Genomic DNA, 15,734 nt, shown 5'->3' on the forward strand with positions numbered 1-15,734 from the left:
AACCGGAGAGAAGACCATGATTGCCTTGCGCCGTATATTGACAGTGGTTGGTGTTATTGCCGTCGCCATCGGCTTATTGTGGATGGCGCAAGGTGCTGGTCTTTTCCCCTACCCATCCTCCAGCTTCATGATCAACCAGACGCCCTGGATACTCTGGGGCGGCTTACTGGCCGTGTTCGGCCTTGCGTTGACATGGGGATCTGGTCGGCTCATCCGCTGAGTCCACTTATTCACAAGAATAAACAAAACAACGGCTTGTAAACCCGCTTGCCCATCTCGATGCATAGCGGGTTTCAAAATGCTTGCATCATGCGCTGCGTCATGTCATCACGCCGCTCCTGCACCGCAACCGGACCAATTGTCCCACCGCGCCACTCACATTCAAAACGCCGGCGTCATTGATACGCTTAACGGGCGTTCAAGACCAGATATATGAGGAGCAATAACCATGGCCAAAGCGCTAGGGCTTGATTTCGGCACGACAAACACGGTTCTTGCCCTTACAAATGATGGGATCACCAGCGATTCCGTGAGTTTCACATCGGCTGCGGGCACAGCAGACAGCATGCGCACAGCGCTTTCTTTCATGAAGGATGCCAAGCTGGGTGCGGGAGCTTTGAAGGTTGAAGCAGGCCACGCCGCCATCCGCCAATTTATCGACAATCCCGGCGATGCGCGGTTTTTGCAGTCCATCAAGACCTTTGCCGCTTCAGCCCTGTTTCAGGGCACTTTGGTGCATGCCCGCCGCTTTCAATTTGAAGACCTGATGGAAGTCTTCTTGAAACGGTTGGAGGTGTATGCAGGGGACGGATGGCCCACGCAAGCGCAGCGCATTGTCACAGGTCGCCCGGTCCATTTTGCCGGTGCCTCGCCCAATCCGGATCTGGCGATTGAGCGCTATAACACGGCGCTGACAAGGCTGGGTTTCCCAGAGATCCATTACGTCTACGAGCCGGTGGCGGCGGCCTTCTATTTTGCCCAACACCTCACGCAGGATGCCACTGTATTGGTGGCCGACTTTGGCGGCGGCACCACCGACTATTCAATCATTCGGTTTGAGAAAAATGCGGGCAAGCTGTCTGCCGTGCCGGTTGGCCATTCGGGCGTTGGTATTGCCGGCGATCAGTTCGATGCCCGCATCGTTGACCATCTTGTTGCGCCCGAAATCGGCAAGGGCAGCAAATTCAAAAGCTTTGACAAGATTCTGGATGTTCCGAGCAATTACTACACGAGCTTCTCGCGCTGGAACCAGCTCTCCGTTTTCAAATCATCAAAAGAGTTCGCCGATCTGAAACAGTTGGTACGTCAGAGCCTGGAGCCTGAAAAGCTGGAGCTGTTTATCGATCTCGTTGATCATGATGAGGGCTATCCGCTCTATCAGGCTGTGTCCGCCACCAAGATGGCACTGTCGTCACAGGACGAGGCTGAGTTCTCTTTCTCGCCTCTCGGCGCTGCGGGTCGGACAAGCGTCAAGCGCCGTGATTTTGAAAGCTGGATTGCCGCGGATCTCGCGAAAATTGAAGACGCGCTGGACGATGTCCTGACAAAAACCAATACCTCTGCCGATCAGGTCGACAAGGTGTTTCTCACCGGCGGCACATCCTTTGTGCCCGCTGTCAGGCGCATCTTCACGGAACGCTTCGCCACGGATCGCATCGAGTCCGGTGGTGAAATGGTGTCCATCGCCCACGGTCTTGCCTTGATCGGCGAGCGCGACGATATCGCAATGTGGACCGCGTAACCGGGGGACGGAGTGGATTCCAGTTTGCGCTGCGTGTTCGGCTTCGATAAGAAAAGGACATGATCTCCGTCCGCGACATGTCCGCTGCCGAACTCTCCGCCCTTCTGGCATTTCATGCCGATGCTGGTGTGGACTGGCTTGTGGAAGATCAGCCGGTTGACCGGATCGCACAATTTGCGTCCGAGCGTGCGGCAAAGGCGATACCAGCAGCAAGCCAAGCCACAACAAGCCAGACAGCAGGCGGCAGCTTGCAGGCAGGACCACAGACCACCACGCGTGAGCGGACAGCACCGCCTGCCCCACGGCCAGCCTCTTCCACTCCGGTGGTAATTCCCGACGAAACAGCCATTGCCGATGCGCGCTTGGCAGCGGCTGGTGCAAACTCGCTTGCGGAACTCAAGAACGCGCTCGCGAATTTTGCCAGCTGCAATCTAAAAACCAGTGCGCGCTCCACCATTTTCACGGAGGGATCTGGCGAGAGCGGCATCATGATTATCGGTCCCAACCCTTCAGCCGACGATGATCGGGAAGGCCTTGCATTTTCAGGGCGGGCGGGTGGATTGCTCGATCGCATGCTGAGTGCAATTGATCTGTCGCGGGAAACGCTGTTTCTGACCACAGCGATGCCTTGGCGGGCTCCGGGAGACCGCATGCCAACAAAAACCGAGGCAGAAATTTGCCGCCCTTTCATAGAGAGACAAATCGCGCTGGCCCAACCGCGCGCGGTTTTGCTGCTGGGCAATTTCACGGCGCGCTTCTTCTTTGGTGGTCAGGGAACCATTCATTCCATGCGGGGCGATTGGCGCAAAATAGCAGCAGGTGACCAAAGCGTCCCCGCTTTGGCCACGTTCCATCCGCAGGAACTGCTGTTGGCGCCCGCAACAAAAGCGATTGCCTGGCGTGATATGCTCACGTTCAAAGCGGCACTGCACGTTTGAAAGTGAGAATAACAGCCGACTATGCAAAAAATGCAGGTCAGGCAGGATTTTAAGTCCATTGAAATAAAAATGCTGCAATGCAATATGTATAATCAGTCTTGGGAGGATTGCAGCAGGAATCAAAACCATGACCCGCAACAAGCGTACCATTCATAGCAATTTCGAGACCTTGCGCTCAGCTATTCGCAGCGCTGCACGTCCGCATAGCTATTTTCGTTTTGGCTACGGCGCATTCGAGCAATTGGCAACGCGGCCTTGGCAGCAGCACGAAACACGCACGCGCTAGAGGGTCGGCCGAAAAGTGGAACCCGGTTTTTCTGATCAGACAAACGAAACCAAGGTCTGATCTATGATCTCTCGATCATGCTGGCGTCTTGATGCGCTCTTGAGCATGACTGCAAACGCCCGTGTTTTCCAGCGCAACCACGCTTTCAAAAACCTCATCCAAAACGGCGGATTTAACCGCCAGCCAAGCGCAATATTCTTGAAAGAACTGGGCGGACAGCAAAGTACGGCTTCCCCGTCGAGGGCCACTCCGGGCCATACACCCCTTTTCCTCGGCCTTTTTGAGGGTTCTCTGCAAATGTGTGCGCGACATTAAAAAACGTTCCGCCATGGCTGGTACACTCAAGACGCCAAGGTCATAAAATCCGTCTTTCAAAGGAGCCCGAACAGCCAGTTCCAAAAAATGATCCATCACCAACGCACCACACTCAGTCCATTGCAGCAAGCCAATGCGCTCAGATGGTTCGCGCCATACGGTATCGGCAATGCAGCGACGCGCAAACTCCGGTTGCACGCGAAAAAGCAAATCAGGCTTCACACGGTGACGCTCAGAACGATTGCCGCCATCGACATAATCGAGAACGGCAAGATTTGCCCCAAACCACATGTGCATCGCGGCAAGACTCTGATCACCAATATCATAGCGCACAGGGCGGCGTGGGCTGGCTGCATCAACATGGATGAAGTGATAGGCTCGCAGATTCTCGACAAAATGATGGGCCGTATTCCGGCTGGCGATACCCGCCGCAGCCACCCAATCACTCAAGCTGGTTGCCGTTAGCCCTGTTCCACTCCCGTCAAGCGCATAATCGGCGTAGAGAGCAAAGGAAGCCTGCGTTAGAAGCCAGCGTTGGTGACAAACAAGAGCGCGCGACAAGCGAGGATTAGACTGAAACTGCATCGCAAATCGACCAGCCATCGCGGCCATGGCTTCCACAAAACGTGGAGAAGATGCTAAAGAATTGACTGAGAGCGCCATGGAATACCTGAATTCAGTACCTACTTAAAATGCAACAAAAGTGCATTGAAAATAACGTAATATTTCGTCGCACAGATAAAACATGAATATACATAAAACAATTGATATTTACAAATTATATAAAATTATTCCGAAATGGACTTTTGATCAAAATAGAAATATACATTTAAAAACCAGACAAATATATTTCACATCAAACACATTCACCCGCCGAAATATAAAAAAATTAATTGGAACGCCCTTAGTGGGCAAAAAATGGCACATTATAAATACGCGCCTCACACATTTCTTTGTGCAAATTCTTATAGCACAAATGAAAATTCGCCTCAAGCGCACGCCTCATTGACGACAAATGAAGGCGCGAGGAGATGTCGCAGTCGACACTGGAAGCGTATTTCTATAGTGCCTGTCACGTATCGAGCCCTCCCGTATTGGACGACAGACATGTTTGGCAATCTCGCATCTGTAGCAACCTTGATGCTATCAACCCTGCTGATGATGGCAGGCTACGGCTTGATGAACTATATGCTGCCCATTCGCGGGATTGCCGAGGGCTGGTCGACTTTCACCATCTCGATCATTGCAACGGGCTACACGTTTGGATTCACCAGTTCCTGTGTGATCACGCCGACGCTGGTGCAACGCGTGGGGCATGTTCGGGTATTTTCCGCCTTGATCACGCTTCTGACCGTGTCAATCTTGTTGTGTGCACTGGTGCTTGATTGGCGAGCCTGGATTTTGTTTCGTGCAATAGCGGGCTTTGCCGTTGCCGGCTGCTATTTGATCATTGAAAGCTGGCTCAATGAGCGCAGCAACAATGAAAACAGAGGGGCTTTCTTCTCGGTCTATATGATCACGACACTCGCAGGCTCGATTGGCGGACAATTTATCGTTCCTCTGGGCGATACCCATAGTCAGACATTGTTCATTGTCTGCGCCCTTATTTTCTCTGCGGCCTTGCTTCCAACCGCGCTTTCGACAGCCCAGTCACCTGCGCCTTTGCAACAGGCGCGTTTCGATCTCAAGAAACTCTACCGCCGCTCGCCGGTGGCTTTCATCGGCTCGCTGTTGTCCGGCGCTTTATCCGGCACATGGAGCAGTCTTGGTGGCGTTTACAGCCAGCGCATTGGCCTTTCCACCGCCGAAGGTGCGACGCTTCTGGCCTGCGTTCTCGCCGGTGGTGCCTTGGCGCAATTGCCCATTGGCCGCCTTTCTGACCGAATGGATCGACGTAAAGTGATGGTGGGCGCTGGTCTGTTTGGCACCATCTGCTGTATCGCCATGATCACGCTAAGTGGTGTCTCACCGCTTGCCCTTTACATATGCAGCTTTTTGGTTGGCACCGTGCTCTATCCAGTCTATTCGCTCAATGTTGCGCATGCCAACGACCTTGCCGAGCCTGACGAATATGTCACGATTTCCAGCGGTATCATGATCTTGTACGGCTTGGGAACGGTGACAGGCCCGTTGATGACCGGTGCCATCATGGAGGAGGTTGGGCCGCCTGGCCTGCTCTGGAGCCTGGCCCTCAGCTTTCTCATTTATGCCGGCTACGCTGCCTGGCGTATGACCCAGCGCATCGCGCCAGATGACGACCAGGGCAAAACCGAGTTTCAGGCTTTGCCGCTTCCCCTGCGAGGAACCGATGTGGCGGCCGGTACGCGAACGGACACCCCGACACCATAGCCCGCAGCATTAGCCCGAAATAGGCGACGACGCTTTTCTCGCCGCTTTGCGCTCCAAACCCAATTGGTGTTCGCGAAAAATGATGAATATGCCCGCTCCGGCCACAATGATTGTACCAATCAAGGTGTGGATGCTCGGTAAATCATCAAACAAAACATAGCCTATCGCGGAGCCAAACAAAATTGAGCTGTACTCAAAGGGGGCGATGGTGGAAATATCGGCGTGGCGATAGCTTTCCGTCAATAAAATCTGCGCGGCACCACCGCACACGCCCGCAAGGGCCAAAAGAAAAAGCTGGCTTGTGGAAAGACCGCTCCATCCGAAGGGAAGAGACACAAGGGATATCAGCGTCGCAATAATGGAAAAATAGAGCACGATTGTTGCGGTCTTTTCCGTCTGCACCAATTGGCGCACCTGCAACATGGCAGCAGCCCCCAACGCCGCGGAGGCCAGCACCGCAAGGGCTCCAGTTCCTGCCACAGATGCCATCCCCCCGTCCCTGAGCAGGGTCAATTTAGGCCATGAAATGATAACAACGCCAAAAAGTCCCACTGCGACAGCCGACCAGCGATAAAGGCGCACGGTTTCGCCCATAAAAACGGCCGCGAACACAACGGCTATCAAAGGCATGGCATAACCAATGGCAATTGCATCGGGCATAGGCAGATGCACCAACCCATAGAAGCCACAGGCCATGGCGCAAATTCCAATGAGACCCCGCTTCACATGGCCAAAAACATTGGCTGTCTTGAAGGCCGTTTCAAGCTGGCGGATAACAATCAGATAGGCGAAAATTGGGATGAGCGCAAAAGCAGAACGATAGAAGGTGATCTGTCCGGCAGGGATGGTGTCGCCAGCAAGCTTGATCGCGGTCTGCATAACCACAAACACCGTGACAGACGCGATCTTGAACATGATACCCCTGAGTGGGTTTACCGATGTCTCACTATCCATGTGCGAAACTCATAAAATAACAAACAAACTCAAGAATCGCTCTACCGCGTCTCGTTTGGGCAACTCATATCCTCTCTATCATCCTGCCAAGAGATGCAAGCAATAAGCCTTTCTGGAAATAATCACGACCCTTGAGGTAAAAACAATCTCACCAGATCCCAAAACACCCGTTTAAATTAAAGGAATTGAGCAATGGAAGCATAAACATCCATAAGTTCCAATTGCGTTGTCTTTTCTAAAAAAAATCGCACAAAAAAATTTGATTTTAGCAATCGTTCAGAAATTGCTGCCATATTCTTCCCAGTTGCGCTCGCAAAACAGGTTGCGATGCTTGCATCTACTGGGTTTGCAATAGGACGATCGGGATAAATTTATGCGAACAGAAACAGGCCAGGTGACCAGCTTGGCAGACTATCGCCCTACAGACTTCGTTCTGGAGAGAGTAGACCTCACCTTCGAGCTCGATCCCACAGAAACAAAAGTCGAAGCCCGCCTGATCTTCCATCGACGCGAAGAAGCGAACCCAAACGCGCCGCTGGTGCTTGATGGTGACGAACTTGTTCTATCAAGCGTGCTGTTCGATCAGATCGAGATTGACAGCGAGCGCTACACAGCAACGCCTGATTCCTTGACGATCCGTGATCTTCCCGCTTCTGAGCCCTTCGAAATCACCATCACAACCCTGATTAATCCGGAAGCCAACACCCAGTTGATGGGACTTTATCGCTCCAACGGGATCTATTGCACCCAATGTGAAGCCGAAGGTTTTCGCCGCATCACCTATTTCCCCGATCGGCCTGACGTCCTTGCCGTCTACACGGTCAACATTATCGCCGACAAAGCCGCCAATCCGCTGCTTCTCTCCAATGGCAATTTTCTTGGTGGCGCTGGCTACGGCGAAGGCAAGCATTTCGCAGCGTGGTTCGATCCCCATCCCAAACCAAGCTATTTGTTTGCTTTGGTGGCTGGCGATCTCGGCTTGGTTGAAGACACATTCACCACCGTCTCCGGCCGTGAGGTCGCTCTTAAAATCTATGTCGAGCATGGCAAAGAACCACGAGCCACTTACGCCATGGATGCGCTGAAGCGCTCGATGACATGGGATGAAGAGACATTTGGTCGCGAATACGACCTCGACATTTTCATGATTGTCGCCGTATCCGACTTCAACATGGGGGCCATGGAAAACAAGGGCCTGAATATCTTCAACGATAAATACGTCCTTGCCGATCCCGAAACTGCAACCGATGCCGATTATGCCAATATCGAAGCCATCATTGCGCACGAATATTTTCACAATTGGACAGGCAATCGTATCACCTGCCGCGACTGGTTCCAGCTTTGCCTCAAGGAAGGCCTGACGGTCTACCGCGATCACGAATTTTCGGCCGACCAGCGTTCCCGTGCCGTCAAGCGCATTGGCGAAGTTCGCCACTTGCGCAGCGAACAGTTTGTTGAGGATTCCGGGCCGCTGGCGCATCCGGTTCGACCATCACAATACAAAGAAATCAACAACTTCTACACCACCACAGTCTACGAAAAAGGCTCGGAAGTCACCCGGATGATTGCCTCAATTCTGGGCAAGGATCTGTTCAAACAGGGCATGGACCTCTATTTTGAACGCCATGACGGTGATGCGGCAACGGTCGAAGATTTCGTGCAGTGCTTCGCCGATGTTTCGAACCGGAATCTGTCGCAATTCTCTTTGTGGTATCATCAGGCCGGCACGCCCCATGTCACTGTGTCGTGCGACTATGATACAAACGCGCAGACGTTTACCGTGAAGCTTGCACAAACCATTGCTGCAACGCCGGGTCAGCCTGATAAAAAGCCAATGCATATCCCGCTGTCCTTTGCTCTTCTGGCAAACGATGGTGCTATGATCGCACCGGCCTCGGCAAGCGGCGGCGAAGTGAGTGAAAATCTCTTGCATCTAACGGAGGCTGCACAGAGTTTTGTGTTTCATGGCGTTCCAGAGCGGCCCGTTCTTTCGCTCAACCGCAGCTTTTCTGCACCCGTTATTTTGAATTTCACCCAGTCCAGTGATGATCTGGCTCTGATTGCGCGCTATGAAAGCGATTTGTTCAGTCGTTGGCAGGCATTGACAGATCTTGCCCTCCCCGTGTTGTGTGAAGGCGTAAAGCAAGTGCGCGCAGCACAGCCCGTCCTTTTCAACGATGCGCTGAAACGGAGCCTTCTTGCGATCGTTGCCGACGATACCTTGGAGCCGGCCTTTCGTGCTCAGGCCCTCGCCCTGCCAAGCGAAGCCGACATAGCACGCGAACTCGGCGGTGATATTGACCCGGACGCCATCTATGCAGCACGCAAGGCCATCATCCACGACATCGCCGTCGCGGGCCTGGATATTTTCAAAGGCCTTCTTGCGCAAATGGCAACGGATGCCGCCTACACACCTGATGCCAAAGCGGCCGGGCAACGCGCATTGAAAAACGCAGCCCTCGCCTATGTCGTGCAAGCCGAGAATGATCCACTCAAAGCAGCCGAGGCTTATGCCAAGGCAAATAATATGACCGATCTGTCTCATAGCTTGTCAATTCTTGCCCATCATTTCCCGGGCACGACAGAGACCAAAGCCGCATTGAGTGATTTCGAAAGCCGTTTCGCTAACAATGCCTTGGTGCTGGACAAATGGTTCTCCATTCAGGCGACGATTCCGGGCGAAGACGGGTTGGTGCGCATTAAAACGCTGATGCAAAGTCCAAAATTCAATGCTGCCAACCCCAATCGGGTTCGTGCACTGATTGGCAGCTTCGCATTCGCCAATCCGACTGGCTTTCACCGGGCAGATGGTGCCTCGTACAGCGTTGTCACCGAGGAAATTCTCGCGATCGATAAGCGGAACCCGCAGTTGGCGGCGAGATTGCTGACCTCAATGCGCACATGGAAACTTTTAGAGCCGCAGCGCGCAGGAAAAGCCCGTGCAGCATTGACAACCATCGCCAATGCCAACGACCTGTCCAATGACGTGAGAGACATCATCGATCGCATCCTGACGGCGTAAAGCATCAAAATCTGATCAAAGGCGGCAGAGCAAAACTCTGTCGCCTTTTTTGCTGCGCGTGATTTTCACGAATCAATGTCAATTTTGTCTTGGTCTCACCTGTCAAACGGGATCTGACCTTCAAAAACACGATTCTTCGCAATGGGTTAACGATCTCTTAATTTTCGACTGGACAGGAAGAATCGCAAATGATTCATTAGGTTAGATTCGGGCGAGCGGCGCGTTGAATCAGACGATGGATCAAGGCGGGGAATATGGTGAACGTGCAGCGGGCAACCGCAGCCGATGATCGGTTGCGACTCAAATTATATGGATTTGCGTCTCTTCTGAAATCTGTCACGCAACGAAAAAACCCATTCTCCGGAACAACCAGTCTATCTGCGACCAATACGGATGCAGCACTCAGGCAAATCATTCCAGTGCTGGTTGTTGCTTTTCTCATCGTTGTTGCTTTGGCACGTGGCTTGGGTCTTGTCTCGGAATACGGTCGAATGGAAAGTGCCATTCGCCACTCCACCGCAATGATGGCTTCAACTGCTGCGGCAGCCCTCTCTTCAGGGCCAACCAGTCCGGCAACCATGGATCGGAAAAGTGCCGAGGCTTTGATCGCGCGCTTTCTCCCGGCTGATCTGATTGACGATGAGAGTTTTGTGTTGCTGCTCAATCCGAACGGATTGGTGGTTGCTGGCTCCCCAAAAGGGGCAGCGTTCGTCGGCTTGCATATGATGGATCTGTTTCCAGAAGTTGCCACGCTGAGGCGGTTTGCTGACAAAACCGGCGCGATTGAAACCAATATTGATGGCTCACGCCATATCGCGGTTTTGACGCCCACCGGCGAAGATGGTGCCTTGGTGCTGGCAGCCCATTCGCTCAAATCGGCGGCCGATTATTGGCAGGCCGAAATTGCGCTCAATGTGACGCTGTTTTCAGCCATTTCGCTCATTCTCATGGGTGTACTCTACGCTTATTTTTCGCAAGCCAAACGTGCGCGCGAGACCTCCGATGTGTTTGTTGAATCCAACCATCGGGTGGAAACCGCGCTTTCGCGCGGCCGTTGCGGCTTGTGGGATTTCGATCTCGCCACCCGCAAGTTGGTCTGGTCACAGTCGATGTTTGAAATCCTTGGACAAGAGCCGTCCAGCGAACCTTTCGCCTTCACGGATGCCGCAAAGATGATGCATCCGGACGATGGCAATCTCTATGCCTTGGCACGCACCATAGGCCGCAATGTCGATCGCCATATCGATCAGGTCTTTCGCATGCGCCATGCCAACGGTCATTATGTCTGGCTGCGCGCCCGCGCCCAGGTTATCCGCACCCATTCCGGTCGTCCACATGTGATTGGCATTGCCATGGACGTGACCGAACAGCACCGGCTTGCACAGCGCTACGCTGAAGCGGACCAGAGGCTGGCTGACGCGATTGAGAGCACATCTGAAGCCTTCGTTCTGTGGGACAAGAACGACCGTCTGGTCATGTGGAATGCTCACTTTCAAAAAGTCTACGGCCTGCCCGATAACATTCTGGTTCCCGGTGTTGAGCGCTCTAAAGTGGATGCCGCCGCCGCCAGACCGATTATTCAACGGCGCATTGCCGATCCGAGCGCCACGGGTAGCTCGCGAACAACAGAGTTGCAGTTGGCCGATGAGCGCTGGCTGCAGATCAACGAGCGCCGCACCCGCGATGGCGGCCTGGTTTCGGTCGGTACCGACATTACCTTGCTCAAACGCCATCAAGAGCGCCTGCGCGAGCAAGAACGCCGCCTGATGGCAACCATTGGCGATCTTTCCGCCTCTCAGAAAAAACTGGAACGCCAAAAATCCGAGTTGTCGGAAGCTAACGAGAAGTATCTCGCAGAAAAACAGCGCGCCGAGGCCGCCAACAAAGCAAAGTCAGAGTTTCTGGCCAATATGTCGCATGAGCTTCGCACGCCGCTCAACGCCATTCTGGGCTTTTCGGAGATCTTGTGCACCAACATGTTTGGGCCAATCGGCTCACCAAAATACGATGAATATGCAAGGGATATTCACGACAGTGGCCGTCACTTGTTGAATGTTATCAATGACATTTTGGATATGTCCAAGATTGAAGCGGGTCACATGATCCTGAAATGCGAAACCATTGATTTCGCCTCCCTGATTGATGAAACCCTGCGTCTCACCACCGTATCAGCCACGGGGAAAAATATTTCGGTTGAAAGACGTATTGCATCCGGGCTGACGCTCACCGCAGACCGGCGCGCCATGAAGCAAATCATGCTGAATATTCTCTCCAACTCGGTGAAATTCACCAATGCGGGCGGAAATATCTCGGTGCGCTCCTATAAAGTCGCAGGTGCGGTAAGACTGTTGATTGCCGATACCGGTATTGGCATTCCGAAAAAGGCGATTGGCAAGATCGGCCAACCGTTCGAGCAGGTTCAAAGCCAATATGCCAAGAGCAAAGGCGGCTCCGGTCTTGGTCTGGCCATTTCGCGATCCCTCACCATGCTGCACGGCGGCACTTTGACCGTGCGGTCTCGCGAGGGTGTTGGCACCGTCGTGGTCATTACGGTGCCAGATTCTGTGCCCTTAAAGGAAGATGCACCGGCAGTGGCTTATGCTTCATGACAAAGAATTAATCCAATGTCACTTGCTGTTGTATTGGATGTGAACGGACAAAGCGCGACAATAGCCTTGACCGGCTAACTATTTTTCATGCCGGTTTATTCGAGGAGGAGCGAATTATGTCTTACATGATCAAAGTCTCTGTAGCCGCCGTTCTCGCAACCGCCGCCATGACCGGCATGAGCCATGCTGCCATGTCTGCCGCTGACAAGGCGCTGGCCACCGATCACAATCCCCGCTTTGTCATCAGCTCGCCGGATGAGATCGAAAAGCACGACACATTCCAGGATTTTCTGGGATCGCTGTCACCCACCAGCCCGCAAGCACGCGCGGTTCAGGCAGCCATTCGGGAAAACCCGGTTCTGCGCAAACAATTCCTGTCGCAGAATATCGAAATCAAGAATGTGATTTTTGCCGATGAAGCCTCCGATGGCAGCTTCGTGCTGTATGTTCGCTGACATGTCGGTCAAGAAAAGGGCCGGACATGTCTGCCCGGCCTGAAATCTGATGAGCGACGCTCTGTGGCGTTGCAACTTATGCCCTAACGACAGCTTGAAAAATCCGGCGTACCGCTTTTGAAACTCGTTTCAGCTCCACCTCGAGGGATTTGACATCGGGACAATCTGTGACGCGCAGCAGCAGATCCATCAAACCCGCTGGCGCTTCGGCAGGGTGGAAATGACCATCAACACAGGTGCGGGTGACTTGCGCAATGTCGCTATAGAGCTTTAATGCGGCAAGGCATGTCTCCAGATCGTCCTTGGAGATCATAAGGGTTCCCAGAGCCTTCAAGCTTTCTGCGGTGGTAAGACCTCGCTGAACAGGAATGCCCTCACCCGGCGCAATCAGGGCCAAATACTGCGCCATGAATTCGAGATCAATCAGACCACCCGGAATAAGTTTGACGTCGAATGCGTCCTTTGGCGGTTTTTCTGCATCAATCAAGCTGCGCATCTCGGTCACGGCGGTCGCAACCTCGCTTTTATCACGGCGCGTTTGCAAAATCCCGGCAATGCTGGCCTCACCCTGTTTCATCAACCCGGCATCGCCGGTCACCAAGCGCGCCCGGGTTAGCGCCATATGCTCCCACGTCCATGCCTCTTGTGCCTGATAGCGCTCAAACGCCTTTAACCGTGTGGCCACAGGACCTTTGTTGCCGGACGGGCGAAGCCGCATATCGACTTCATACAGCACGCCTTCCGCCGTCGGCGCGGAAAGCGCTGCAATCAGTCGCTGGGTAAAGCGAGTGTAATAGCGCACCGGGTCCAAGGGCCTCTCACCATCACTATCGCCCGCATCCTCCGGATATTCATAGAGAACAATCAGATCAACGTCCGAACCTGCGGTGAGTTCATAGGAACCAAGTTTTCCCATCCCCACGAGTGCGGCTTCAGCACCGTCAATACGGCCATGGCTGGCTTCCATTTCCCGCTGCACCGCTTGAAATGCCTGATCGATCACCAGATCCGCCAAATCAGTAAAGGCGCGACCTGCGGTATCCGCCGTGATCGAGGCGGTCAGCAATCGAATGCCAATTAAAAACCGCTGCTCGGCTGCAAAGATGCGCAAGCGATCCAGCATGTCTTCATAATGGCCAACCCCCATCAAGAAGGCATCCAACCGCTTGGAAAGATAGCTTCGGGTTGGCAATTCCTCCAAAATGGCGGGGTCCAGCATGCCATCAAACACATGGGGTCGGCTGGCAATAATATTTGCAAGGCGTGGAGCTGCCGCCATGATGGTCACGAGAAGATCCAGCAGAGCCGCATTATTGGCCAGCAAGGAAAACAGTTGAATCCCCGCCGGCAACCCCGCCAAGAAGGCATCGAACCGCAAGAGCGCTTCATCTGCCCGGCTGCTTTCGCCAAAACTCTTGAGCAGGCGCGGGGTCAACTCTGTCAGTCTTTCGCGCGCTTCCACCGATTGCGTGGCGCGATAACGACCATAGTGCCAGGTGCGAATAACCCGCGATATGTCCTCTGGCCGCTTAAAGCCAAGTTTTTGCAAGGTTACCAGCGTGTCGGGATCATCCTTCTGGCCCGTGAAAACCAAATTGCCATCAATCGACAATTCGCCTTCCTGCTCAAACAACTGCGCATAGCGGCGCTCAACCGTCTTCAAGCGTTTTTGCAAGGCTTCCGAAAAACTCGGGACACTTGAAAAGCCCATCATAAAAGCAATGCGCTTGAGCTCCGCCTCGGTTGTCGGCAGCGTGTGAGTTTGCTCATCATGCACCATCTGGATACGGTGTTCGACATCGCGCAAAAACCAGTAAGCTTCGGTCAGTTCATCGCGGGTGTCAGCGTCAATCCAGCGGGCCTGCGCCAGTGCTGCCAGCGCTGCCTCGGTGGCTTTCGTGCGCAATTCCAACATGCGCCCGCCCGCGATCAATTGCTGCGTCTGGGCAAAAAATTCGATTTCACGAATGCCACCACGCCCAAGTTTGACGTTATGGCCTTTCACGGCAATGGTGCTATGGCCCTTGTGGCTATGGATCTGGCGTTTGATGGAATGAATATCGGCAATGGCCGCATAATCGAGATATTTGCGAAAGACAAAAGGCGAAAGCTCTTTCAGAAAAGCCTCTCCCGCCGCGACATCGCCCGCAACCGGCCGCGCCTTGATAAAGGCTGCCCGCTCCCAGTTTTGCCCGCGACCTTCATAATAGTTGAGGGCCGCCTCCACCGGCACCGCCAGCGGTGTCGCACCGGGGTCTGGCCGCAAGCGCAGATCGGTGCGAAACACATAGCCATCTGCCGTGCGTTCTTGCAGAATGCGGATCAACCGGCGCATCATCCGGCCATAGGTTTCCGTGCCGTCTTCAGGCTGGTTCAAAATGCCTGCTTCAGCATCGAAAAACACCACAAGATCAATGTCAGACGAATAGTTCAGCTCGAAAGCACCCAGCTTGCCCATGCCCAGCACAATCAAACCACTGCCTTTGGCGGGTGCCGTCACGTCCTTCAGATGCAATTTTCCCGTCTCGGACCCCACCAGCAAGAGATGGTCAATGGCGGCGGCGATTGCAGCATCAGCCATGCGGCTGAGCCAAAACGTTACCTCTCTTGCATCCAAAATCCGGCCAAGATCGGCCAGCGCCAGAAAAAAAGACAAGCCGCGTTTGGCTTGGCGCAGGCACGTCATCACTGCCGCTTCCGAGGGCGATGGGCTGTCTGCTTGCGGCTGCCACGCCTGTCGCGCTTGCTGCACAAGCCCTTCAAGGCTTTCATCAAGCGGCGTGCTAAGAGCCTGCGCGATCAAATTGGGTTGGCGGGCAACAATCTCGCGCAAATGGGGCGAAAGCGTCAGCGCCGCAATCAGAAAGTCTTTTACAGCGCTTTCACCGAGCAACAGATCCGCAACAACAGGCTCTTGTCGACCCAAGTCTTTCAATTGCGAGACAACCACCCGTGTTTCGGTCTTGTTGAGCGGCTTTATCACGTCAGCGGACACATCCACTAAACGCTTCGTTCGTTGATCTGCCATGTTTCCTCCCAGCCCGCTTTTGTTTGAGTGTTTCTGA

At 53.7% G+C, this 15,734-nt stretch carries 11 protein-coding genes; 8 read left to right on the forward strand and 3 right to left on the reverse strand.

Annotated features, from left to right (window positions below; all coding sequences use genetic code 11):
• Window positions 1-16 precede the first annotated feature (16 nt).
• The 4 genes from BJF95_RS00955 to BJF95_RS23955 all read left to right on the forward strand — a co-directional run bounded on the left by BJF95_RS00955 (window position 17) and on the right by BJF95_RS23955 (window position 2,965).
• Window positions 17-220: a hypothetical protein gene (locus BJF95_RS00955; RefSeq protein ID WP_075637575.1), complete on the forward strand. Its 204-nt coding sequence runs from the start codon at window positions 17-19 to the stop codon at window positions 218-220.
• A 228-nt stretch (window positions 221-448) separates the two neighbouring features.
• Window positions 449-1,741, forward strand: coding sequence for an Hsp70 family protein (locus tag BJF95_RS00960; RefSeq protein ID WP_075637576.1), 1,293 nt, complete (start codon window positions 449-451; stop codon window positions 1,739-1,741).
• Window positions 1,742-1,800: 59 nt separating this feature from the next.
• Window positions 1,801-2,679, forward strand: a complete 879-nt coding sequence (locus BJF95_RS00965; RefSeq protein ID WP_075637577.1) for a uracil-DNA glycosylase — start codon at window positions 1,801-1,803, stop codon at window positions 2,677-2,679.
• Window positions 2,680-2,806: 127 nt separating this feature from the next.
• Window positions 2,807-2,965 carry a hypothetical protein gene (locus tag BJF95_RS23955; protein WP_175577172.1) on the forward strand — a complete coding sequence of 53 codons (159 nt, stop codon included), beginning with the start codon at window positions 2,807-2,809 and terminating at the stop codon, window positions 2,963-2,965.
• 75 nt (window positions 2,966-3,040) lie between these two features.
• Here BJF95_RS23955 and BJF95_RS00970 read toward each other — a convergent pair whose 3' ends face one another.
• Window positions 3,041-3,883, reverse strand: coding sequence for a hypothetical protein (locus BJF95_RS00970; protein ID WP_175577173.1), 843 nt, complete (start codon window positions 3,881-3,883; stop codon window positions 3,041-3,043).
• 504 nt (window positions 3,884-4,387) lie between these two features.
• On the opposite strand from BJF95_RS00970, the gene BJF95_RS00980 reads away from it, so the two are divergent.
• Entirely contained in the window at window positions 4,388-5,629 is a 1,242-nt protein-coding gene (locus tag BJF95_RS00980; RefSeq protein ID WP_075637580.1) for an MFS transporter, read from the forward strand.
• A 9-nt stretch (window positions 5,630-5,638) separates the two neighbouring features.
• On the opposite strand, the gene BJF95_RS00985 is transcribed toward BJF95_RS00980, so the two are convergent.
• Complete coding sequence (locus BJF95_RS00985) at window positions 5,639-6,583, reverse strand: DMT family transporter (RefSeq protein ID WP_075637581.1); 945 nt, start codon at window positions 6,581-6,583, stop codon at window positions 5,639-5,641.
• A gap of 373 nt (window positions 6,584-6,956) precedes the next feature.
• On the opposite strand from BJF95_RS00985, the gene pepN reads away from it, so the two are divergent.
• The 3 genes from pepN to BJF95_RS01000 all read left to right on the forward strand — a co-directional run bounded on the left by pepN (window position 6,957) and on the right by BJF95_RS01000 (window position 12,669).
• On the forward strand, window positions 6,957-9,605 hold the full coding sequence (gene pepN, locus BJF95_RS00990) for an aminopeptidase N (RefSeq protein WP_075637582.1): 2,649 nt from the start codon (window positions 6,957-6,959) through the stop codon (window positions 9,603-9,605).
• 254 nt (window positions 9,606-9,859) lie between these two features.
• Window positions 9,860-12,214 carry a PAS domain-containing sensor histidine kinase gene (locus BJF95_RS00995; RefSeq protein ID WP_075637583.1) on the forward strand — a complete coding sequence of 785 codons (2,355 nt, stop codon included), beginning with the start codon at window positions 9,860-9,862 and terminating at the stop codon, window positions 12,212-12,214.
• 116 nt (window positions 12,215-12,330) lie between these two features.
• The gene (locus BJF95_RS01000) at window positions 12,331-12,669 is read left to right on the forward strand and encodes a hypothetical protein (RefSeq protein WP_075637584.1); all 339 of its coding nucleotides are present in this window, start codon (window positions 12,331-12,333) and stop codon (window positions 12,667-12,669) included.
• Window positions 12,670-12,745: 76 nt separating this feature from the next.
• On the opposite strand, the gene BJF95_RS01005 is transcribed toward BJF95_RS01000, so the two are convergent.
• The gene (locus tag BJF95_RS01005) at window positions 12,746-15,697 is read right to left on the reverse strand and encodes a bifunctional [glutamine synthetase] adenylyltransferase/[glutamine synthetase]-adenylyl-L-tyrosine phosphorylase (RefSeq protein WP_075637585.1); all 2,952 of its coding nucleotides are present in this window, start codon (window positions 15,695-15,697) and stop codon (window positions 12,746-12,748) included.
• Between the last annotated feature and the right edge of the window lie 37 nt (window positions 15,698-15,734).

Source organism: Rhizobium oryziradicis, assembly GCF_001939045.1.
Classification (GTDB): domain Bacteria; phylum Pseudomonadota; class Alphaproteobacteria; order Rhizobiales; family Rhizobiaceae; genus Allorhizobium; species Allorhizobium oryziradicis.